Source organism: Streptomyces sp. NPDC055103, assembly GCF_053607625.1.
Window position 1 is genome coordinate 1 of record NZ_JBSGTX010000052.1, and the last position, 20,120, is coordinate 20,120.

Genomic DNA, 20,120 nt, shown 5'->3' on the forward strand with positions numbered 1-20,120 from the left:
CGGCGACGGAGCGGCGGCATCTGGCGTACTACCGCGAGCTGGCGCGTCGTACCGATCCCGAGCTCCGCGGCGCCGGACAGGTCGCCGCCATCGCCGTCCTGGAGCGCGAGCACGGCAACCTCCGGACCGCGCTCCGGACCGCCGTGGCGCTCGGCGACGAGCAGGAGGCGCTCTGCCTCGTCCACTCCCTGAGCTGGTTCTGGCAGCTGCGGAACCACCAGACGGACGCCCGGACCTGGGCGGCGACCGCCGCCCGGCTCGGCCCGGACCCGTTCCAGGAGCCCGTCCGCCCCGCCGGACCCTTCGACGGCCGCTGCGCCGACGTCCCGCCGCCCTGGACCGGCGAGCGGCTCCAGGAAGCCCGTCGGGGAGTCCGGCTCTACGCCCTCGCGGCCGAGGGCGGCGAGGGCGCCACCGCCCTCGAACGGCCCGAGACCCGCGCCCGGCTCGCCGCCCTCGTCGCCGCGTACCGTCCCGGCCTCCCGCAGACCTGCCGCCAGCCGGGGACGATGTGGTTCTTCGCCCGGCTGATGACGGGCGACCTGGCCGGCCTCGACGAGGCCCTGACACTGGTCGTCGAGGCCTGCCGCGACCACGGGACCGGCTGGGACCTCGGCTTCGCCCTCCTCATGCGGGGCAAGCTCGTCGGTCACGGCCCCGCGGACGCCGACGAGGCACTCGCCCTCTTCGAGGCCGCCGAGGACGCCTGGGGCATCGCGGAGTGCCTCTCGGCGCGGGGCGAGACGTACGAGCGCGCCGGCCGGCTCACCGAGGCCGCCGCCGACTTCGAGCGGGCCACGCACGCCGCCGCCCTCGTGGGCGCGCGCTCCCAGGTGCCGCTGTTCAGGGCGCGCCTGGCCGCCGTACGGCTCCGGCTCCGCCCCGGGGACGAGGCGGCCGAACGGCTCCTGGCCGAGGCCGCCGACGAGGCCGGCGAGTGGGGGTCCGAGACCGCCGGTCCCGGCCGGATGCTCCTCGCCCAGCGCTACGGCCGCACCGGGCGTCCGGCCCTGGCCCGTGCCCAGCTCACCCGACTGGAGGGCGAGTTCGGCGCGCACACCCCGGCGCTCTTCTGGGGCCTCCTCGGCGGCATGTGGGCGTGGCTCGACTGCCTGGACGGCGCCCACGACCGGGCCCTGGAGCGCCTGGCCCGTGCCGTCGCCGACCTGGAGACGCTCGCCCACCTCGTCGCCCCCTACCTCGTCGTCTCCCAGTGCGCGACGGCCGCCTGGGCCCTCGCCGGCCGGGGCGGCCCGGGTGACGCCGAGACCGGCGCCAGGCTCCTCGGCGCGTACGACACGCACATCGGCCCCGTGACCGCCGGCGGTTTCCGCTCCTTCGCCGCGCAGACGGAGGCGGCGATCCGCGCAGGCGCCGAGGAGGCGCTCCGCGAGCGCCTCTCCCCGGCCGCGTACACCCACCACCACGAGGAGGGCACGAAGCTCTCCCTCGGCACCGCCGCGGCCCGCGTCCGGGGACCGGAGGAGAACCCCGATGCCGGACGGTGATCCGTCCCGCGTCACGTCCCGACGGGGGATCTGACCCTGACCGCCCCGCCCTGTTCAGCCTTCCGCCAGACGCTCCCGGGCCTCGGTGAGGTCCTCGGCGGTCGGGGCGTCGTCCTGGGACAGGCGGCGGCGCCAGTAACCGGTGAAGTGCACCGAGCGGCGGTCGATGCCGCGCTCCTCCACGAGGTGCCGCCGCAGCCCGCGGACCGCGGACGCCTCGCCCGCGAGCCAGACGGAGGGGCTGCCGGGCGGCAGCGCCCCGGCGCGTACGGCGTCGGCGGGCGACGCGTCGTGGGGCAGCAGCCGCACGGTGAGGTCTCCGGCCGTCGGCAGGGGCTGTACGTCGGCGGGGTCGTCGACCTGGACGTACGCGAGGGCCCGCCGGCCCGCTGGGAGCACCGCGACGACCGTGGCGAGGGCGGGCACCGCGCAGGCGTCGGCGTACAGGAGGGTCCAGTCGTGAGCGCCGGCGTCGAAAGGCACCGCGAAGGCGGCCGACGGACCGAACACGCCCAGCGGGTCACCGGCCCGAGCGGACCGCGCCCAGCGGGTCGCCGGCCCCTCGCCGTCGCCGCCACCGTTCCCGTGCAGGTGGAAGTCGATGTCGACGGTCTCCGCCGCCGGGTCGTGCGCCCGGATGGTGTAGCTCCGCATCCAGGGCCTCTCGGCCTCCGGGATCGCCGCGTAGGCCGCGTACCACCGCATCACGTCCCCGTCCGCCCCGACGGCGGGCAGGACCGGCTCGATGCCCTCCGTGCGGGGGAAGAACAGCTTCACCTGCTGGTCGGGACCGGCGAGCGCGAACGCGGCCAGGGACGGGCCGCCGAGCGTGACACGGAGCGTGCGCGGGGTGATCCGGCGGGTGACGGTCACGCGCAGGCGCCGCAGGGGGAAGTCCGGGGGCTGGGACATCGCTGACTCCTCTGGTCGGGTGGGTTCGTCCCACCCTCCCGGGGCCCGTCGACACGCCACCGACACGCCACCGACACGGGTGGACCGGCCGCCGCCTCGCGGCCCGCTCCGGACATCGCCCCGGATGCGCTCCGGTCGGCAGGACACGAGAATGGCGAGTGCCGGAAGAACACGTAGGAGGCGGCATGAACGCTGAGCCCGACAAGACGTCCGTGGGGGATCTCCCGACGCCCGACCGGCTGCTCCACGCCGGATCGGAGGGCGATTTCACGGCGGAGGACCTGGTCCTGGCCTCCGGCCGTGACGTGAATCCGAAGAACCTCGCCTGGGCCGAACGCCGTATGGCGGAGAAGGGCCGCGCGTCCATGGACGAGCTCCTGCCCTAGGTCCGGACGGGCCTGGGCCTTCCTCCCAGCTCCTGGCCCCGACCACGGTTCGGCTCGTCCGAACCGGGGCCGGGGCCTTTCGCATTTGTGAAACACGTTCTACCGTGGCCGCCGTCGCACGAGCGCGCCGCCACGGGAGGCCCCCATGCACCTCGAGTACACGCCCGCCCAGAACAGCCTGCGTGCCGAACTGCGGGCGTACTTCGCCGAGCTCGTCCCGGAGGACGTCCACACCCGCTACGAGGACCCGGCCGCCCAGAAGCGCTTCTACCGGGAGACCGTGCGGCGGCTCGGCGAGGACGGCTGGCTGGGGGTCGGCTGGCCCGTCGAGTACGGCGGGCGCGGACTCTCCCCGATGGAGCAGTTCATCTTCTTCGACGAGGCCGCCCAGGCGGGCGTGCCGCTGCCGCTCATGGCCCTCAACACGGTCGGGCCGACGATCATGCGGTACGGCACCGACGAGCAGAAGGCGTACTTCCTGCCCCGGATCCTCTCCGGCGAGCTCGACTTCGCCATCGGCTACAGCGAGCCCGACGCGGGCACCGACCTCGCCGCCCTCAAGACCCGCGCGGTACGGGAGGGGGACGAGGCCACCGGCCGGTACACGGTCAACGGGCAGAAGATCTGGACCACCAACGGCGACACCGCCGACTGGGTCTGGCTCGCCGTCCGGACCGATGTCGAGGCCCCGCCCCACAAGGGCATCACCATGCTCCTCGTCCCGACGAGCGACCCCGGCTACTCCTGCACGATCATCAACACCCTCGCCTCGCACGACACGACCGCCAGCTACTACGACAACGTCCGCGTCCCGGCCTCACGCCGCGTCGGCGAGGAGAACAAGGGCTGGCGCCTCATCACCAACCAGCTCAACCACGAGCGCGTGACCCTCGCGGCCCACGGGACGATGGCGATCAGGGCCCTCCACGACGTCCAGCGCTGGGCCGCCGACACGCAGCTCACCGACGGCCGCCGCGTCCTCGACCTCCCCTGGGTCCGCCGCACCCTCGCCCGCACCCACGCCCGCCTCGACGCGATGAAGCTCCTCAACTGGCAGATGGTGAACGCCGTCCAGCACGGCACCCTCACCCCCCAGGACGCCTCCGCCGTCAAGGTCTACGGCTCCGAGGCACGCCGCGACGCGTACGCGGCCCTCATGGAGGTCGTCGGCTCCGCGGGCGCCCTCAAGGAGGGCTCGGCGGGCGCGGTCCTCCACGGCGAACTGGAACGCGGCTACCGCTCGGCCGTCATCTTCACCTTCGGCGGCGGCAACAACGAGATCCAGCGAGAGATCATCTCCTGGATAGGCCTGGGCATGCCCCGCGTCCGCCGCTGAGCCGGTCCCTCCCCGGAGCGGGGCACTGGGCGCAGTACCGCCCGGTGCCCGCACTCCGAGATCCGGCCGCCGTTCCTGGGGCGGTCAATCGATGTGCGGGCTACGGCGTTCGACGAGGACGGTGTCGCGCCAGACGCCTCGGTGACGCCCGACGCGCTCACGGGTTCCGATGACCCGGAAGCCCGCGCGGGCGTGGACGGCGAGGCTGGCGGTGTTCTCGGGGAAGATGCCCGACTGGACGGTCCAGATCCCCGCCGCCTCGGTGGAGTCGACGAGAGCCGCGAGCAGCGCGGAGGCGACGCCGCGTCCCCGGGCGTCGGGGTGCACGTACACCGAATGCTCCACCACACCGGCGTACGCGCACCGGTCGGAGACCCTCGTGGCCGCCACCCAGCCGAGCACCCGGCCGTCCTCGTCGAGCGCGGTGAAGCGGTGTTCGGGCAGTTTGGCCGCGTCGAACTGCTCCCAGGTCGGGGCGGTGGTCTCGAAGGTGGCGTTGCCCTCGTCGATGCCGGCCTGATAGATCGCGACGACCGCGTCGGCGTGCGCGGCCGTGAGCGGTACGACGACGGTGGTGGTGGTGGTGCTCGTGCTGGCGGGGATGGCTGATCCGGTCATGGGGCGGAGTCTCCCAGACGCGAGGCGGCCGTGAGGGGGACCGCGATCGCGGCCAGGTGGTCGGCGTACTGGTCGAGGGCGGCGAGTGCCTGGGCGTCGTCGCGGTCGATGAGCCAGGTGAGCGTGAGGCCGTCCAGGACGCCGAGTCCGTAGCGGGCCAGGACCTGGAGGTCCGCCTCCCAGCGGATGCCCGCGAGCCGGGCGATGGTGCGCAGGTGTTCGCCGTTGACGTCCAGGTAGTGGCGGTACTGGCGGCGGGCCACCTCGGTGAGGCCGGGCCGGCGCAGCGCGTACTGCGTGAGCTCGTAGGTGACCATGTGCTCGGCGGGCCGTTCGCGGACGCGCTCCCAGTAGGCGTGGAGCGCGGCGCGGATGACGTCGGCGGGTGAGGCGCCCTCGGTCGCCGAGGGCGGGGAGAAGTCGAGGGACCTGAGCATGATCCGCTTCAGCACGCCGTGGAGGAGTTCCTCCTTGGACCGGAAGCAGTAGTGGAACGCCCCGAGCGGGAGCCCGGCCTCACCGACGATGGCTCGGGTGGTGGCCTTGGCGACGCCGTCACGGATCATGACACGGAGCGCCGCCTCGACCAGCTGGTCGCGGCTCTCGTCGGCCGACTGGCGGGCCATGTGCGGTCTCCCTGGGATCGGTGGCGGGGCGCGGTCAACGTACCCCTGCGGCCGGGGTCCGCGACGGCCGGGGGCGGCGACGACAGTCGGGGTCGGGTGGGGCGATGGTCGGGGGTCGGGGGTCGGCGCGTGTCCGCGACGGCCGGTGTCCGCGAAGGCCTGGAGCTAGAGGAAGGCGTGGCCCTCGCCGCGGTAGGTCGGGACGACGTCGACGATCCGGTCGCCTTCGACGACGTGGAGCCGGTTCACGCGTTCGCACAGCTCGCCCGCCTTGGCGTGCCGGAGCCAGACGCGGTCACCCGGGCGCAGGCCGTCCGCGGCCTCTCCGGTGAGCGGGGTCTGGACCTCGCCGGCGCCCTCGCGCGGCAGTAGACGCAGACCGGCCGGCCACACCGGCGTCGGGAGCCGGTCCTGACCGGGCGCGCCGGACGCGGTCCAGCCACCCCCGAGGGCGGTGACATGACGGGCGGCCGGCCTGCGTACGACGTCGAGGACGAAGTAGGCGGCGGGCACCGGGCGGAAACGCCGGTAGTGGTCGAAGAGACCGGGGGCGTACAGCCCGGACCCGGCACCGAGCTCGGTGACGGCGGGTTCGGCGGAGGTGGTCTCCAGGCTGCCCGTCCCGCCGCCGTTGACGAACTCAAGGGGCGCGATCGTCCGTACGGCCCCGACCACCGCCGCCCGGCGCCCGCGCAGCTCGCGTGCGGAGATCCGCTGGACCAGGCGCACGGCCGCGCGGCCGATCGCGGGACCGGGCTGGTCGTCGCCGACACCGGCGATCTGCCCTTCGTACGCCATGACGCCGACGAGCCGGAAACGCGGCCGCGCGAGGACCGCGCGGGCCAGGTCACGGGCCTGGCGCGGCGAGTGGACGGGGGAGCGGCGCATCCCGAGGTGGAGGCGCCCGCCGAGGAGTCGAAGGGAGGCGTCGAGGTCGAGACAGACGCGCAGTCGCGGCCCGTCCGTGCCGACGGCCGAGGCGACGAGGTCCAGTTGCTCGACGGAGTCGATCATGAGGGTGACGCGTGCCGCCAGGGCCTCGTCGCCGGCCAGCCGGCGCAGGGCGGGGACGTCGGCCGTCGGATAGCCGACCAGTACGTCGTCCCTCTCCTCCGCCAGCCACAGGGCCTCGGGAAGCGTGAACGCCAGGATGCCGTCGAACCCCGGCAGTCGCAGCACCTCGTCGATCAGCGGACGGCAGCGCAGGGACTTGCTGGCGAGGCGGATCGGCTTGCCGCCCGCACGGCCGGCCATCAGGGCGGCGTTGGCGCGCAGCGCCCCCAGATCGACGACCGCGAACGGCGGCTGGAGCTCGGCGGTGGCCCGCCGCAGAGCGGCGAAGTCCGCGGGGCGGGACGGGCGGTGAGCGGGCTGGTCCGAGGTGGGCGTCGCATGCGGGTCGGGCTGGTCCGAGGCGGGTGTCGCATGCGGTACGGGCTGGCCCGCGGCGTGCGTCGGGTGCTGCGCTGGCGTCGAACTTCCCATGGCGTACGGCCTTTCTCGGGACCGGTGCGGCGGCCGCCACCGTCTCTTGGTCAACCGTCCAAGTCAAGCGTCCTCACCTCTTGACTTGGACGAGCGTCCGGGTTCACCCTGCCGAGGACCGCGGCCCGGCACGGCGCCCGCGGCGGACTTCCGGCGGGCTTCCCGCGGAGAGGACTTCTGGCCATGACCGAGGTGTGGCGCAACTGGGCGGGGAACGAGGAGGCGCGGCCGGTGCGGGTCCGCACCCCGGGCGGTACGGGCGAGGTGGCGTCCGCCGTCCGGGAAGCGGTCCGGGACGGCCTGCGGGTGAAGGCCGTCGGTGCCGGCCACTCCTTCAGCCCGGCCGCCGTCGCCCCCGACGTCCAGCTCCGTCTGGACCGGATGGACGGTCTGCGCGCCGTGGACCCCGGGACCGGGCTGGTCACGGTCGAGGCCGGGATGCCGCTGTGGAAGCTCGGCCCGCTGCTCGCCGCCCGTGGTCTCGCCATGGAGATCATGGGGGACATCGACCGGCAGACGGTCTCCGGTGCCATCTCGACGGGCACGCACGGATCGGGTCTTCGGTTCGGCGGCATCGCCACCCAGGTCCGGGGACTCCGGATGGTCCTCGCGGACGGGACCGTCGTCCACTGCGACGCCGAAGAGCGCCCCGAGCTGTTCCAGGCCGCGCGCATCGGCATCGGCGCCCTCGGCGTCATCACCGAAGTGACCCTCCAGTGCGTCCCGAGCTTCGCCCTGCACGCCCGCGACGCGGCGATGCCCGTCGAAGACACCTTCGCCCGCGTCGACGAACTCACTGAGGGCGACGACCACTTCGAGTTCTTCTGGTTCCCCCACAGCGGCACCACGCTCACCCGCCGCTTCACCCGGATGCCGGCCGGCACGCCGCTCAAGCCCATCGGCGCGCTGAGCCGCCGCGTCGACGAGACCGTCAGCAACCTCGGCTTCGAGGGGCTGTGCCGGCTGGGTACGAGGATCCCGTCCCTGGTGCCGCCGATCACCCGGCTCGCCGCACGGGCCATGTCCACCCGCGAGTGGACGGACCACTCCGCGCGGGTCTTCGCCTCCCCGCGCGATGTCCGTTTCCACGAGGGCGAGTTCGCCCTTCCGCGCGAGCACGCCGTCGCCGCGCTCAGGGACGTCAAGCGGTGGATCGACGCGCACGGCGAGCGCGTCTCCTTCCCGCTGGAGGTCCGGTTCACCGCCGCCGACGACATCTGGCTCTCCACGGCCCACGGCCGCGAGACCTGTTACATCGCCTTCCACCAGTACCACCGGATGCCGTACAGCCGGTACTTCGCGGCGTGCGAGGAGATCCTCGGCGCGTACGGCGGCCGCCCCCACTGGGGCAAGATGCACACCCTGGACGCCGAGCGCCTGCGGCCCCGCTACCCCCGCTTCGACGACTTCGTCGCCCTGCGCGACACGCTCGACCCGACCGGCGTCTTCGCCAACCCCTATCTCGACCGGGTCCTGGGCGTCGCCCCTGGGGCCACCCCCGCCGCCTGACCACACCTCCGGCCGTCGCGCGCGCTTTCCGCGAGCGCCGGCCCGCCTCGGCCGCTCCCTCGCCGCGTCAACTCCGCAGATGCGAAGCGCCGTTGAGGTCGAGGATCGTGCCGGACGACCACTCGGCGGCGGGGGAGGCGAGCCACAGCACCGCCGCCGCGATCTCCTCGGCCGAGCCGATCCTGCCGAACGGGCTCTGCGCCCGGATCGCCTCGCCCTCGGGGCCTTCCACGCGCTCCGCGACCCGCTCCGTCGCGAAGAACCCGGGGGCGACCGACGCGACGGCGATGCCGTACGGCGCGAGCGAGACCGCGAGCGACTGGCCCAGCGCGTGCACGGCGGCCTTCGTCGCCCCGTACGCCGGATGGTCGGGCTCGCCGCGGAAGGCGCCCCGGGAGCCGATGTTCACGATCCGGCCCCCGCCGCCCTGGTCGATCATCCGGCGCGCCGCGAGATGGCTGAGGTTGGCCGTGGCGAGCAGGTTCACGGCCACGTGCCGCTGCCAGACCGCCACCCACTCCTCGTACGGGGTGTCCGCGAGCGGGTGGCGGATGTTCACCGCCGCGTTGTTCACCAGGACGTCGATCCCGCCGAGCGCCTCCGCCGCCGCGTCGGCCACGGCCACCGCCCCCGACGGGTCCGCGAGGTCGCCGCCGACCAGGGCGTGGCCGGCCCCGGCCAGGGAGGCGAGAGTGGTACGGGCCTCCTCCTCGCGTGAGCCGAAGTGGACGGCCACGCGGTCGCCGTTGGCCGCGAACGCCTGCGCCACCGCGCGGCCGAGCCCCCGTGAGGCGCCGCTGACGAGCACACGCCGACCGGATGCGGGAACGTTCATGGCGGATGCCTTTCGATGGACCGGGGTGACCGGTGGCCGGTGGCCGGTGACCGGGGTGATCGGGTGACCAGGGCGACTGACGGCGTGACGGGGAGAAGGGGTGACTGGGGTGATCATGCCGTCTGCCCGACGGCGACGATACGGCTCCTCCCGCCGGCCCCGACGAACGGGCCCCCTGTACGCCGCTCCCTTCGGTTGCGGACGAATCGGCATCGGGTTTGGGTGTGAGACGAGGCCCCTACCCGACCCTCCCCCTTGCGCATCAGGAGCTCGGCATGTCGAGGCGTTCGGTTCCCCCTTCGGTTCGTCCGACGACCCGTTCAGCGACCTGCTGAACCGGTTCTTCGGGATGTCGCCCGCCTCGTCGCCCCCGGCGGTGCAGCGCGTACCGATCGGGCGGCTGCTCACGGAGTCGTCGCACGAGCTCCTCAACCTCGCCGCGCGCAAGGCGACCGAGGACGGCACGTCCGACCTCGACACGGAACACCTCCTGTGGGCGACCACTCACCAGGCCGTCGCGGGCGAGGAGTTCGAGAAGGCCTCGGAGCTGAAGCGGGAGATCGCGGAGGTGGAGGGCGAGCTCGCGGGCATCGAGGAGCGCCGTGAGGGCGTCGTCTCGGTCACCGCGGCCGACATCGCCGAGCTGCTGTTCGGCGCCGAGGACCGCATGATCCGCTTCGACATGAGCGAGTTCCAGGAGAAGCACACCGTGGCCCGGCTCGTCGGCGCGCCTCCCGGATACGTCGGTTACGACGAGGCCGGCCAGCTCACCGAGAAGGTCCGCCGCCAGCCGTACAGCGTCGTGCTGTTCGACGAGGTGGAGAAGGGGCACCCCGATGTCTTCAACACGCTGCTCCAGATCCTCGACGACGGCCGGCTGACCGACGGCCAGGGCCGTACGGTCGACTTCCACCACTGTGTCGTCATCATGACGTCCAACATCGGCGCCCATCGCATCCTCGCCCACGAGGGTGACGCGGCGGAGCTCAAGGACGAGCTGATGCAGGACCTGCGCGGCAGGTTCCTGCCGGAGTTCCTCAACCGCATCGACGACATCATCGTCTTCCACAGCCTCACCGAGGGAGACCTGTCGGAGATCCTCGAGCACCTCCTCGACAGCAGCAAGCACCGCGTCCACGCGCAGGGTCTGACCCTTGAGGTCACCGAAGCGGCGAAGAAGCTCCTCGTCGCCCACGGCTACCAGCCGGCGTTCGGCACCCGGCCGCTGCGCCGCACGGTCCAGGCGGAACTCGACAACCGCCTCGCCTCCCTGCTCCTCGGCGGCGAGGCGGACCCCGGCGACACGATCGTCGCCGACGTCATCGACGACTCGCTCCACTGCACGATCCGCAAGGGCGCCTCGCCGGCCGGCGCCTAGAGAGGCCGATGGGCCCCGCTCGGGGGTGGGGCCTGCGGGGTGACGGGAAGCCGGACCGTGACGACGAGACCGCCGGTGGGGCGGGGCGCGAGGTCGAGGGTTCCGTCGTGGGCGCGGACGATGCTCTGCACGATGGCCAGTCCGAGGCCGACCCCGGCGTGCTCGTCGGTGCGTGCGCGTTCCGTGCCGCGCTGGAACGGTTCGGTGAGGGTCGGTACGAGCTCCGCCGGGAGCGGTCGGCCCGTGTTCTCGACCCGCAGCACGCTCGCGCCCCGCTGGGCCTCGGTGTGGACCGTCACGGTGCCACCGGCGGGGAGGTTGTGGACGACGGCGTTCTGGACGAGGTTCGTCACCATCCGGAGCAGGAGCGTCGGGGAGCCGACCGTCCAGGTCGCCTCGCCGGCGCCGGTGACGCCGAGCGTGATCCCGCGTCGCTCGGCGAGGGGAAGCAGGGTTTCGCCGGCCTCTTCGGCGAGGAGGGAGAGGTCGACGCTCTCGCGGGTGAACGTCCCCCGGCCGCTGCGGCTGAGCAGCAGGAGGGCCTCCGTGAGGTCGATCGCGCGCGTGTTGACGGTCTGCAGACGCGCGAGGAGCTCGTCCCGGTCCCGCGTGGGGTCCTTGCGGGCGACGTCGAGCAGCGTCTGCGAGATGGCCAGCGGGGTGCGCAGTTCGTGGGAGGCGTTCGCGGCGAACCGCTGCTGCTCGGCGACGTGCGACTCGAGTCGGTCGAGCATCGTGTCGAACGCGTCGGCGAGTTCACGGAACTCGTCCTGGCGGCCTTCCATACGGATCCGGTGGGACAGCGACCCGCTCCCGGCGCTCCGTGCCGCGTCCGTGATGCGCGTGAGCGGTGCGAGCATCCGGCCGGCGAGCACCCATCCCCCGAGGAGCCCGAACACCAGCAGGAAGGCCATCACCACGGCCGCGGCGGGCGCGAAGGTGCGCACAAGGAGGTAGCGGTTGGGGGAGACCCCGAGAAGGCCCTGGGAGTTGTCGGGCACGTACCGCAGTAGGAATCCCCACACCACGGCAAGCAGGAGCGCGCCGGCGACGGCGAGGAACCCTGCGTAGCTGAGGGCGAGCTTCAGCCGGGCACTGAGCCCCCGCCGCCGTGCGGGGCGGCTAGGCACGCGCGCCGCCGGGGCCCGTGGTGTCCTCGCCGGTGTCGATGCGGTAGCCGACGCCGGGCACCGTGGCGATGAACCATGGTTCGCCGAGCCGTTTGCGCAGGGCGGAGACGGTGATGCGGACGGCGTTGGTGAAGGGGTCGGCGTTCTCGTCCCAGGCCCGCTCCAGCAGCTCCTCGGCGCTGACGACCCCGCCTTCGGCGACGACGAGCACCTCGAGCACGGCGAACTGCTTCCGGGTGAGCGCGACGTAACGCCCGTCGCGGAAGACCTCCCGGCGGAACGGGTCCAGCCGCAGACCAGCGATCTCCCTGACGGGCGGCCGGGCGTGCGCGCGCCTGCGGTCGAGCGCGCGCAGCCGCAGGACGAGTTCCCGCAGCTCGAACGGTTTGGTGAGGTAGTCGTCCGCGCCGAGCTCGAACCCGGAGACCTTGTCGTCGATCCGGTCGGCGGCCGTGAGCATGAGGATCGGGATGCCGCTGCCGGAGGCGACGATGCGCCGGGCGACCTCGTCGCCGGACGGGCCGGGGATGTCGCGGTCGAGGACCGCGAGGTCGTAGGAGTTGACGCTGAGCAGTTCCAGGGCGGAGTCGCCGTCACCGGCGATGTCGGCGGCGATCGCCTCCAGCCGGAGACCGTCACGGACGGCTTCGGCCAGGTAGGGCTCGTCCTCCACGATCAGTACGCGCATGTCCGAAGCCTAAGCAGCACGTGCCGTCGCCGACGCGTTCGAGGGTGCTTCCGCGGCGGTGCGCCACCAGCGCCGTGACGCCAGCGCGGCCAGCACGGCGCCGGTGGCGTTGACGAGGACGTCGTCCACGGAGGACACCCGGTCCAGCCGCAGGACGTACTGCGCGGTCTCGACCAGGACCGAGCAGCCCGCCCCGAGCGCCAGGATCCGCGGCAGGGACGCCAGGGCCGCGAACCGCATCGGGGCGAAGAACCCCAACGCCGCGAAGACCAGCAGGTTTCCGATGATCCCGAGGGACCCCATCGTGACCAGGTCCCGGAGCGGCACCAGGCTCACCCGGGGCGGGACGATGCCGACCCCGGCGCCCGGCATCAGGGTCAACCAGAGGAACGGCACCGTCCCGTGGACCATGCCCACCTCGGCCAGCGACAGCCGCCACGCCGAGGTGGCACCGGCTGCCCGCCGCCGGCGCGCCAGCGCCCACGCCACCAGGACGGCCAACGGCACCGCGACCAACGATATGAGCACCACACCGTTGAACGTGTCGAGACAGCCGTGCCACCGTCCTGCCATGCACCGCGGCGCCGACATCATGAGCGGCCTCCGCACGGCGAACAGGGCGCTCGCCACGCCCAGGACCGCCACGCCGAGAAGGAGGGTCCTGCGCGTACGGCGGAGCGGCGCCGGCAGGGATGCGTAGTCGTTCATGCCCCCATGGGAATCGGAGGGCCGTCGCGACGGCGTATGCGGTTTTCCATACGCTCGCGATACGGGATCTCCGGTATCGGGGAACCGGCGCGGAAACGAGTGGCGGGTCACCGTCGGCCGACTCTATGATCAAAAGGTGATGACGACGACTCGCTCTCTTGACAGATCGGAGGACCCGTCCGCGCAAGGTGAGTGCTGATGCCCACCTCGACAGCGAACGGGACTTCCCGCCTTTCCCTCTGGGTGCGCGTGCGCGAGTTCGCCGTGCCGCCCTCCATGATCGAGACCGCTTCCGCGCGCCGCCTCGTCGGCGACTGGGCGGGGGCCTGCGCCGCCGCCGGTATCGACATCGATCTCGATCTCCGTACCGTGGCGCGTCTGCACGGCCGCGACCTCGCCCGCCGTGTCCGGGACGACCTGCGCCATCTGGCACCCGACCTGCTGCGCTGGCACATGCCGCGGATCGCTCCGGACGGACTGCTGCGCCCGGGCCTGACCGTCGCGCTCGCGCGGTACGACGGGACAGGACCGGACGGCGACGGACCCGTTCCGTGCCTCGTGGTACGGACTCCGCCCGCCTGGGCGGACGCCGGTCAGCGGATCAGCCTCGCGTGGTGGGACGGCTCCCTCACGGGCCCCGGGGCCGGGATCAGGACCGGTCCTCCCTCCCCCCACCCCCATCCGCACCCCCACCGGCGGTACCGCTTCGACCTGCACCGCCACCTGTGGGACGCGCGCAGAGCCGGTGAGCTCCGCGCCCGGTCGGGCTCCGGTGGCGAACCCGCCCCGGTTCCCGCCGCGTCGGGGCTCCTTCCGCCCGGACGCAGCTGCGCCGTCGACCGGTGGGCGGCCGAGGCGGAGCTCCTGAACCGCGCGGAGGGGCGATCCGACGGCGCCGCCGTCCTGGTGCGGCTCGGGTCCCGGCGACGGGCGCTCCTGGAACCCCTCCCCGGCGGCGACGCGGCAGTCACTCCGGCGCCACCGGAGAACGTCGCCGCCACCCTGCCGGTCCTGCCCGACGCGGCCACGTGGGTCCTGCCCGACCTCGAACTGCTCCGCGCCGGACTCCTCCGGAGCGACCGGCTGCACCCTCTCGTCGCCGCGGCGCTCGTACCGGACCACCGCGGGACCGTCCCGTTCCGGCCCCCGGACCCGGCGGGCCGGCCCCGCCTCGTGGAGTGCCGGGGCGCCCGGCACCGGATCGGCCTTGTCGACGGCGTACTGGCCCCCATGGACCACGATCCGGCCGAGGTCGCGCGAGAGGAACTCCTCGCCGCGCTGAGCGGTACGCCGCTGCCGTGCCTCCAGGCCATCGACGAGGCCCACCGCCGACCGGACTGCCTCAGCGGCGTCCGCGAACGCCTGGACCACGGCGACAGCGCCGGCGCGCTGGCCGTCGTCGAAGGCCTCCTCGGGCCCGACGCACTGCTGCGCGGCGGCGCCCTGCGCGACGAACTGGAGGCGGCCGCGCACCGGCGGATCACCTACGGCCTGTACCGAGCGGGTCTGACCGGCCCCGCCCCCGACCGCCCCCTTCTCCTCCCGCGCGACCGCCGACGTCCCCGTGACCGGCGCGTGCACCCCCGCGACGCAACCCGCCGCTGACCGGGGCTGACCGCGCCCACCGTTGCTCGGACCCGCCGCTGACCGGGTCCACCGCACTTCTCCGTTCCTCCCGGCCGAACAGGCCCTGTCGAACCCCAGGTGATCACGTATGCCGACGAACACCCTGTACGCCACCACCCCCACGCACACCGAGACCTCCGTGCGCACCGCCACGCCCACGCTCACGTCCACGGGAAGCACGGCGGACACCACCGACGCCCCGACGCACTCCGACGGTCTCGACCAACTCGGCGTCGCATCGGACCTGTTGGCCCTGCTGCGTGAGGTGAGCACCGAGCCGCGCGCCAATCCCCAGCTGGAGGCGCTGACCCTGGCCGTCGCCGCCGACCTGCCCGTACTGCTGTGGGGCGAACCGGGCATCGGCAAGACGGCGGCCCTGACGCAACTGGCCGCGTCCCTCGACCTTCCGCTCACCACGGTGATCGCCAGCGTCCACGAGCCCTCGGACTTCTCGGGGCTGCCGGTGGTCGGCGACGATCCCGCGGAACAGGGCATCCCGATGGCGCCGCCGGACTGGGCCGTGCGTCTCGTACGGGCCGGGCGGGGGCTGCTGTTCCTCGACGAGCTGTCCACCGCGACCCCCGCCGTGCAGGCCGCTCTCCTGCGCCTCGTACTCGAACGGCGGGTGGGTGCCCTGCGGTTGCCGCCGGGCGTACGGATCGTCGCCGCGGCCAACCCGCGCGCCTCGGCGGCCGACGGCTGGGAGCTGAGCCCGCCGCTGGCCAACCGCTTCGTGCACCTCCAGTGGACCCACGACCACGAGGTCGTCGTCCGCGGCCTCGGCGGGACCTGGCCGCGGGCCACCCTGCCGCGGCTCGACTCGGCGAAGCTGCCGGAGGCCGTGGACCTCGCCCGCCGCGCGGTCTGCGGGCTCCTCGCCGCCCGCCCCGCCCTCGTCCACCGGCTGCCGAGCGGGGAGACGCGCCGGGGCGGCGCCTGGCCGTCGCCCCGAAGCTGGGAGATGACCCTGCATCTGCTCGCCTTCGCGACCGCGGCGGGGTCCGCGCGCGATGTCCTGTCCCTGCTCGTCAGGGGCACGGTGGGAGACGGGCCGGGCCTTGAACTCCTCGCCGCCGTGGACCGGATGGACCTGCCGGACCCCGAGGCGCTGCTCGCCGACCCCGGCCACGCCGACCTGCCCGAGCGGGGGGACCGGCGGCAGGCCGCGCTGGACGGGGTCGTGGCGGCGGTCCGCGCCCGCCCGGACAAGTCCCGCTGGGACGCGGCCTGGGCCATCCTGGCCCGGGCGATGGACACCGGAGCGCCCGACCTGGTCGTCGTCCCCGCCACGGCCCTCGCCGCACTGCGACAGGAGGAGTGGGACGTGCCCGCGTCGATCGAACGGCTGGCGGGCGCGGTGTCCCTGTCCCGGCGGGCGGACCGCGCGGCGGCCCGGGTCGCGGTCGCGGAGGAGGGGACGGCCCGATGACCGGGCGTACACCGAGCGCGTCCGCCGCTCCTGAGATGCCGGAGGCACTCGACCGGGACAAGCTCTTCGCCGCCCGGCTGAACGCCGTCCGTGCCCGGCCCTACCTGGCCACCGCCCTCTTCGCCCTTCACGTCGTGGAGTCCCGGCGGGTGCCGACGATGGCCGTCGACCGGTACTGGCGCTGCTACGTCTCCCCGTGCTTCGTCGACCGGATGCCGGTCGAGGAGCTGGCCGGGGTGTGGGTGCACGAGGTGTCGCACCTGCTCCGCGACCACCACGGCCGTGGTGACCGGGTCGCGAGGCGGCGGGGCCTGACCGGGCCGGGCGACCGGCTGCGGATCAACATCGCCGCGGACTGCGAGATCAACGACGACGTCTTCGGCGACGGTCTCGCCCGGCCCGAAGGCGCGGTCGATCCGGCGTCCCTCGGGCTCCCCGAAGGGGAGCTCATGGAGGACTACCTACGGCAGTTCAGGCTCGGTCCGCACCTGGACGCCGCCGCCTGGCTCGACTGCGGCAGCGGCGCCGACGGCCTGGAGCGGCCCTGGGACCTGGGACCGGACGGAGCGCACGGCCTCAGCGAACAGGAACAGGACGCCGTGCGGTTCCGGGTGGCGCAGGGCATCACCGGCCGCCCGGGGGACGCCCCTCGGGGCTGGCGCCGCTGGGCGGAGGAGGCCTTCCACACCCCCCAGCCGTGGCGGGAGCTGCTCGGAGCGGCGGTCCGCTCGGCGGTCGGCGGCTCCGGAGCGGGCGAGGACCACACGTACGGCCGGCCCTCACGACGCTCGGCCGCGGTGCCCGGAGCCGTCCTGCCGAGCCTGCGGCGCAGACCGCCCAGGGTCTCCGTGGTCATCGACACGTCCGGTTCGGTGAGCGACACCGAGCTGGGCGGCGCGCTCCTGGAGGTCGCCGCGATCGCGAAGGCCGTCGGAGGACGCCGTGACCTGGTGACCGTGGTGTCGTGCGACGCGGCGGCCCGGATCGCGCACCCGCTGTGCCGCGCCGAGGGCATCCCGCTGATCGGTGGCGGCGGTACGGACCTGCGAACCGGCTTCGCCGCGGCGCTCGCCGCGCGGCCCCGGCCGGACGTCGTCGTGGTCCTGACCGACGGCCAGACCCCCTGGCCGGCGCGACGACCACCGTGCCGGACGGTGGTCGGCCGCTTCACCCGCCGGAACACGCCCCGGAACTGGGACGAGGACGACCCCGACTACGTACCGGACTCGCCGCCGGACTGGGCACGTCTGGTGGACATCGGCTAGGCCGGGTTTGAACGTGGCAGTGCCGCATCAGGCAACGTTTGCCCTGTCGCGATGTGACGCGCCGTCCCGGTGCTGTGCCGGGCGGCGCGCGGCCGTCACCCTTCCCTAGCGTCGCTGGACCAAGAGGATCGCGAAGTCCAAGCCGACCGAACACGACCTGCCCTTTTCGACCTGGAGCCCGACCATGCTGTCGGAAGCGCACCCGGCTCCTGCACAAGGAGCAGGGCAGCATGATCCGCTGCTACATCATCTGGCGGAACAGGCGCACCACCGATATTCGCTTGCGCTCCCGCGTCACCCGGGTCAACGTCGCCTGACACCTGACGAAGGCAGAGAAGATGACCAGGCAGACCCAACCCGTCGACCACGAACTCATCCAGGCAGCGGCGCACGTCGCGCGCACTCGCTGCCGGGGCGACAACCACACCATGGCGGCCGCGGCCCGCGCCGAGGACGGCCGGATCGTCACCGCCGTGAACGCCTACCACTTCACCGGAGGACCCTGCGCCGAGCTGGTCCTCATCGGCGCGGCAGCAACCGAGGGTGCCTACGAGCTGGACACGATCGTCGCGGTGGGCGACCGCGACCGTGGGATCGTTCCCCCGTGCGGCCGGTGCCGTCAGGTCCTTCTCGACTACTTCCCGGCCCTCAAGGTCATCGTCGGCAATGACGACCGCATCCGAACCGTCCTCATCGCCGACTTGCTGCCCGAAAGCTACGTCTGGGCCGACCACCAGCTCGACGCCGAGTAACACGCCCTAGGCCGGGTTCGGCCCTGCGGTGGAGCGGGCGCGTCGATGGGACGCGACTCTTTCGCGGGTCGCGCAGCGGCGGGAGCAGTAGCGGCGTTCGGGGCCGCTGCCCTGGGTGAGGAAGACGTTCTGGCAGCTGGGGGATGCGCAGATGCCGCCGGGCGGGCGTTGGCGGTCCCAGACGAGAACGGCCAGGGCCATGCAGGACGAGGCGAGGAGCCATTCGTCCCAGGGGGCGTCGTCGTCGTGGTCGAGGTGCGGGTGCCAGGGGGTACTGCCGCCGTGCGAGGTCAGGCGGAGTGGTCCCGCGTGGTCGTGAAGGAGGCGGTTCAGGGTGGCCGCCGCGTCGTCGGCGTCCTCGGCGGCGAAGACCTGCCGCAGCAAGGCCGCGGCGGCGCGCATCGCGGTGACATCGTGAGGGGTGAGGTCGATGGGGTCCGTCTCGCCGTAGGCGCGGAGCACGTCGGCGACGTCCGCCGGGTCGGGACGGTCGTCGGCGAGAGCGTTGACCAGGGCGGCGGTCCGCCGGGCCGTGCTGTGGACGGAGTGCCGGGTGGACCAGTCGTCGTTGGGGGAGGACACAAGGGGAATGTAACGCATCTTGTTGAGGTTTGAGTTACCTCCGTAACGTCTTGCTCATGAGAAAGCGTTACTCACTGCCCGTCTATCTCGCAGGCGCGGTGACCGCCCGTGCCGGGGACGAGATGTCAGGACCGGCGTTGATGCTGGCGGGATTCGCCCTGACCGGATCCGCCGCCGACGCGGCGTCGCTGCTCGCGGGCATCACGATCTCCGCCGCCGTAGGGGGGCCGGTGCTCGGGGCGCTCCTCGACCGAACGGGACGGCCGGGCCGCCTGCTGGCCGCGGCCCTCGTCCTGTACGCGGCGGGCCTGGGGACGGTTCTCGTGGGACTCGGACGCTTGCCCTTCGCTGTCACCCTCCTGATCGCCGTGGTGACAGGGTTGCTCGGCCCGGCCCTGTCGGGCGGATGGACGGCCCAACTGCCCCGTGCGGTACGGGTCGACCAGCTGCCCCGGGCGAACGCGCTCGACGCCATGACGTTCGGCGTGGCGAGCCTGGCCGGTCCGGCACTCGCCGGCGGTGTGGCGGAGGCGCTGGGGGCCCCAACGGCCGTAGCGGTCTCCGCGGCGCTCATCGCTTCGGCACTGCCCGCCGCGTGGACGCTGCCCGCCCGTCCCCGCCGGGCGCGGAAGGCTCGGGCGACCTCGCTGATCGGCGACCTCGCCGCCGGGCTACGGATCATCGTCGGAAGACCGTCGCTGGCCCGGGCGACCCTCACCTCGGTCGTCTCCTGCGTCGCCCAGGGCGTGCTGACGGCGTGTATCCCTCTCCTGGGCGAGCGTGCGCTGGGCGGAGTCGGCCGGGGCGCGGTGCTGCTCTCCTGCGCGGCGGGCTCCGCCCTGGTGGCCAACGCCGTACTCGCCCGGTTTCCGCGTTCACTCGCCCCCGACACGATCATCTGGGCCGGCGCCCTCGTCCAGTCCTTCGCACCGGCCTTGGCCATGGGGAGTCACCCCGGCATGCTCGTCGTGGCCGTACTCGTCGCGGGGATCGGGGAAGGGCCCCAACTGGCCGCCCTGTTCGCCATCCGCCACCGCGAGGCTCCGGAGCACCTGCGCAGCCAGATCTTCACCACCGGCGCCAGCCTGAAAGCCACCGGATTCGCCCTGGGCGCCCTGGTCGCCGCACCGGTCGTGACCTGGTCCCTTCCCGGCGCCCTGGCACTCGCTGCGGGCGTGGGCGCCCTCGCGGCACTGGCGTCCTTCGTGATCCCGTCGGCCACCGCGGCCGGTGCTGGATGATCGCCCGACGAGCGCGGAGCGTACGGGCCGACAGCCCGGGGACCTGGGACGCAGGAGGTGCGGTGCCGGCGTGGCCGCCCCCGGAGGGTGTTCCCCCGGGGGCGGT

At 73.6% G+C, this 20,120-nt stretch carries 17 protein-coding genes and 3 pseudogenes; 11 read left to right on the forward strand and 9 right to left on the reverse strand.

Annotation, left to right across the window (positions count from 1 at the left end; all coding sequences use genetic code 11):
• Positions 1-1,508: pseudogene (locus ACWFR1_RS28110) on the forward strand (AfsR family transcriptional regulator); the annotation flags it as partial.
• Positions 1,509-1,562: 54 nt separating this feature from the next.
• On the opposite strand, the gene ACWFR1_RS28115 reads toward ACWFR1_RS28110, so the two are convergent.
• Positions 1,563-2,420 (reverse strand): siderophore-interacting protein, encoded by an 858-nt coding sequence (locus ACWFR1_RS28115; protein WP_453555808.1) that lies wholly within the window; start codon positions 2,418-2,420, stop codon positions 1,563-1,565.
• A gap of 185 nt (positions 2,421-2,605) precedes the next feature.
• Between ACWFR1_RS28115 and ACWFR1_RS28120 the strand changes: the two genes are divergently transcribed.
• Both ACWFR1_RS28120 and ACWFR1_RS28125 read left to right on the forward strand, forming a co-directional pair.
• Positions 2,606-2,806 carry a hypothetical protein gene (locus ACWFR1_RS28120; protein ID WP_453555810.1) on the forward strand — a complete coding sequence of 67 codons (201 nt, stop codon included), beginning with the start codon at positions 2,606-2,608 and terminating at the stop codon, positions 2,804-2,806.
• Positions 2,807-2,951: 145 nt separating this feature from the next.
• Positions 2,952-4,142, forward strand: a complete 1,191-nt coding sequence (locus tag ACWFR1_RS28125) for an acyl-CoA dehydrogenase family protein (protein WP_453555812.1) — start codon at positions 2,952-2,954, stop codon at positions 4,140-4,142.
• A gap of 84 nt (positions 4,143-4,226) precedes the next feature.
• On the opposite strand, the gene ACWFR1_RS28130 is transcribed toward ACWFR1_RS28125, so the two are convergent.
• The 3 genes from ACWFR1_RS28130 to ACWFR1_RS28140 all read right to left on the reverse strand — a co-directional run bounded on the left by ACWFR1_RS28130 (position 4,227) and on the right by ACWFR1_RS28140 (position 6,871).
• Complete coding sequence (locus ACWFR1_RS28130) at positions 4,227-4,760, reverse strand: N-acetyltransferase family protein (protein WP_453555814.1); 534 nt, start codon at positions 4,758-4,760, stop codon at positions 4,227-4,229.
• Complete coding sequence (locus ACWFR1_RS28135) at positions 4,757-5,386, reverse strand: TetR/AcrR family transcriptional regulator (protein WP_453555816.1); 630 nt, start codon at positions 5,384-5,386, stop codon at positions 4,757-4,759. Before ACWFR1_RS28135 ends, ACWFR1_RS28130 begins: the two co-directional genes overlap by 4 nt.
• A 165-nt stretch (positions 5,387-5,551) precedes the next feature.
• Complete coding sequence (locus tag ACWFR1_RS28140) at positions 5,552-6,871, reverse strand: amino acid deaminase/aldolase (protein ID WP_453555818.1); 1,320 nt, start codon at positions 6,869-6,871, stop codon at positions 5,552-5,554.
• Between the two features lie 183 nt (positions 6,872-7,054).
• Between ACWFR1_RS28140 and ACWFR1_RS28145 the strand changes: the two genes are divergently transcribed.
• On the forward strand, positions 7,055-8,380 hold the full coding sequence (locus ACWFR1_RS28145) for a D-arabinono-1,4-lactone oxidase (RefSeq protein ID WP_453555820.1): 1,326 nt from the start codon (positions 7,055-7,057) through the stop codon (positions 8,378-8,380).
• 67 nt (positions 8,381-8,447) lie between these two features.
• Here ACWFR1_RS28145 and ACWFR1_RS28150 read toward each other — a convergent pair whose 3' ends face one another.
• A complete protein-coding gene (locus ACWFR1_RS28150; RefSeq protein WP_453555822.1) occupies positions 8,448-9,215 on the reverse strand; it encodes an SDR family NAD(P)-dependent oxidoreductase in 768 nt (255 codons plus the stop codon).
• 508 nt (positions 9,216-9,723) lie between these two features.
• On the opposite strand from ACWFR1_RS28150, the pseudogene ACWFR1_RS28155 reads away from it, so the two are divergent.
• Positions 9,724-10,593 (forward strand): annotated as a pseudogene (locus ACWFR1_RS28155) (AAA family ATPase); the annotation flags it as partial.
• Here the strand turns inward: ACWFR1_RS28155 and ACWFR1_RS28160 are convergent.
• The 3 genes from ACWFR1_RS28160 to ACWFR1_RS28170 are packed head-to-tail and all read right to left on the reverse strand — an operon-like array spanning position 10,590 to position 13,119.
• Complete coding sequence (locus ACWFR1_RS28160; protein ID WP_453555824.1) at positions 10,590-11,723, reverse strand: sensor histidine kinase; 1,134 nt, start codon at positions 11,721-11,723, stop codon at positions 10,590-10,592. The pseudogene ACWFR1_RS28155 and the gene ACWFR1_RS28160 overlap by 4 nt on opposite strands.
• Entirely contained in the window at positions 11,716-12,411 is a 696-nt protein-coding gene (locus ACWFR1_RS28165; RefSeq protein WP_453555826.1) for a response regulator transcription factor, read from the reverse strand. Before ACWFR1_RS28165 ends, ACWFR1_RS28160 begins: the two co-directional genes overlap by 8 nt.
• A 9-nt stretch (positions 12,412-12,420) precedes the next feature.
• On the reverse strand, positions 12,421-13,119 hold the full coding sequence (locus ACWFR1_RS28170; protein ID WP_453555828.1) for a VanZ family protein: 699 nt from the start codon (positions 13,117-13,119) through the stop codon (positions 12,421-12,423).
• Positions 13,120-13,317: 198 nt separating this feature from the next.
• Here ACWFR1_RS28170 and ACWFR1_RS28175 point away from each other — a divergent pair, with 198 nt between their 5' ends.
• The 5 genes and pseudogenes from ACWFR1_RS28175 to ACWFR1_RS28195 all read left to right on the forward strand — a co-directional run bounded on the left by ACWFR1_RS28175 (position 13,318) and on the right by ACWFR1_RS28195 (position 18,191).
• A complete protein-coding gene (locus ACWFR1_RS28175) occupies positions 13,318-14,724 on the forward strand; it encodes a hypothetical protein (protein WP_453555830.1) in 1,407 nt (468 codons plus the stop codon).
• 109 nt (positions 14,725-14,833) lie between these two features.
• Entirely contained in the window at positions 14,834-16,174 is a 1,341-nt protein-coding gene (locus ACWFR1_RS28180) for an AAA family ATPase (protein WP_453555832.1), read from the forward strand.
• Positions 16,171-17,439, forward strand: coding sequence for a vWA domain-containing protein (locus ACWFR1_RS28185; RefSeq protein WP_453555834.1), 1,269 nt, complete (start codon positions 16,171-16,173; stop codon positions 17,437-17,439). The genes ACWFR1_RS28180 and ACWFR1_RS28185 overlap by 4 nt, the downstream gene beginning before the upstream one ends.
• Before the next feature lie 212 nt (positions 17,440-17,651).
• Positions 17,652-17,756 (forward strand): annotated as a pseudogene (locus ACWFR1_RS28190) (transposase); the annotation flags it as partial.
• A gap of 21 nt (positions 17,757-17,777) precedes the next feature.
• A complete protein-coding gene (locus ACWFR1_RS28195) occupies positions 17,778-18,191 on the forward strand; it encodes a cytidine deaminase family protein (protein WP_453555836.1) in 414 nt (137 codons plus the stop codon).
• A gap of 6 nt (positions 18,192-18,197) precedes the next feature.
• Here ACWFR1_RS28195 and ACWFR1_RS28200 read toward each other — a convergent pair whose 3' ends face one another.
• The gene (locus tag ACWFR1_RS28200; RefSeq protein WP_453555838.1) at positions 18,198-18,791 is read right to left on the reverse strand and encodes a CGNR zinc finger domain-containing protein; all 594 of its coding nucleotides are present in this window, start codon (positions 18,789-18,791) and stop codon (positions 18,198-18,200) included.
• 38 nt (positions 18,792-18,829) lie between these two features.
• Between ACWFR1_RS28200 and ACWFR1_RS28205 the strand changes: the two genes are divergently transcribed.
• Positions 18,830-20,014: an MFS transporter gene (locus ACWFR1_RS28205; RefSeq protein ID WP_453555840.1), complete on the forward strand. Its 1,185-nt coding sequence runs from the start codon at positions 18,830-18,832 to the stop codon at positions 20,012-20,014.
• Positions 20,015-20,120: the final 106 nt, after the last annotated feature.

What these genes read in the sequence shown, in the direction of transcription:
- ACWFR1_RS28120 (WP_453555810.1), top strand. Translation starts at nt 2,606, where the DNA reads ATGAACGCTGAGCCCGACAAGACGTCCGTGGGGGATCTCCCGACGCCC.
- ACWFR1_RS28175 (WP_453555830.1), top strand. Translation starts at nt 13,318, where the DNA reads ATGCCCACCTCGACAGCGAACGGGACTTCCCGCCTTTCCCTCTGGGTG.
- ACWFR1_RS28170 (WP_453555828.1), bottom strand. Translation starts at nt 13,119, where the DNA reads ATGAACGACTACGCATCCCTGCCGGCGCCGCTCCGCCGTACGCGCAGG.
- ACWFR1_RS28150 (WP_453555822.1), bottom strand. Translation starts at nt 9,215, where the DNA reads ATGAACGTTCCCGCATCCGGTCGGCGTGTGCTCGTCAGCGGCGCCTCA.
- ACWFR1_RS28200 (WP_453555838.1), bottom strand. Translation starts at nt 18,791, where the DNA reads ATGCGTTACATTCCCCTTGTGTCCTCCCCCAACGACGACTGGTCCACC.
- ACWFR1_RS28125 (WP_453555812.1), top strand. Translation starts at nt 2,952, where the DNA reads ATGCACCTCGAGTACACGCCCGCCCAGAACAGCCTGCGTGCCGAACTG.
- ACWFR1_RS28195 (WP_453555836.1), top strand. Translation starts at nt 17,778, where the DNA reads ATGACCAGGCAGACCCAACCCGTCGACCACGAACTCATCCAGGCAGCG.
- ACWFR1_RS28185 (WP_453555834.1), top strand. Translation starts at nt 16,171, where the DNA reads ATGACCGGGCGTACACCGAGCGCGTCCGCCGCTCCTGAGATGCCGGAG.
- ACWFR1_RS28165 (WP_453555826.1), bottom strand. Translation starts at nt 12,411, where the DNA reads ATGCGCGTACTGATCGTGGAGGACGAGCCCTACCTGGCCGAAGCCGTC.
- ACWFR1_RS28180 (WP_453555832.1), top strand. Translation starts at nt 14,834, where the DNA reads ATGCCGACGAACACCCTGTACGCCACCACCCCCACGCACACCGAGACC.
- ACWFR1_RS28130 (WP_453555814.1), bottom strand. Translation starts at nt 4,760, where the DNA reads ATGACCGGATCAGCCATCCCCGCCAGCACGAGCACCACCACCACCACC.
- ACWFR1_RS28140 (WP_453555818.1), bottom strand. Translation starts at nt 6,871, where the DNA reads ATGGGAAGTTCGACGCCAGCGCAGCACCCGACGCACGCCGCGGGCCAG.
- ACWFR1_RS28135 (WP_453555816.1), bottom strand. Translation starts at nt 5,386, where the DNA reads ATGGCCCGCCAGTCGGCCGACGAGAGCCGCGACCAGCTGGTCGAGGCG.
- ACWFR1_RS28115 (WP_453555808.1), bottom strand. Translation starts at nt 2,420, where the DNA reads ATGTCCCAGCCCCCGGACTTCCCCCTGCGGCGCCTGCGCGTGACCGTC.
- ACWFR1_RS28205 (WP_453555840.1), top strand. Translation starts at nt 18,830, where the DNA reads ATGAGAAAGCGTTACTCACTGCCCGTCTATCTCGCAGGCGCGGTGACC.
- ACWFR1_RS28145 (WP_453555820.1), top strand. Translation starts at nt 7,055, where the DNA reads ATGACCGAGGTGTGGCGCAACTGGGCGGGGAACGAGGAGGCGCGGCCG.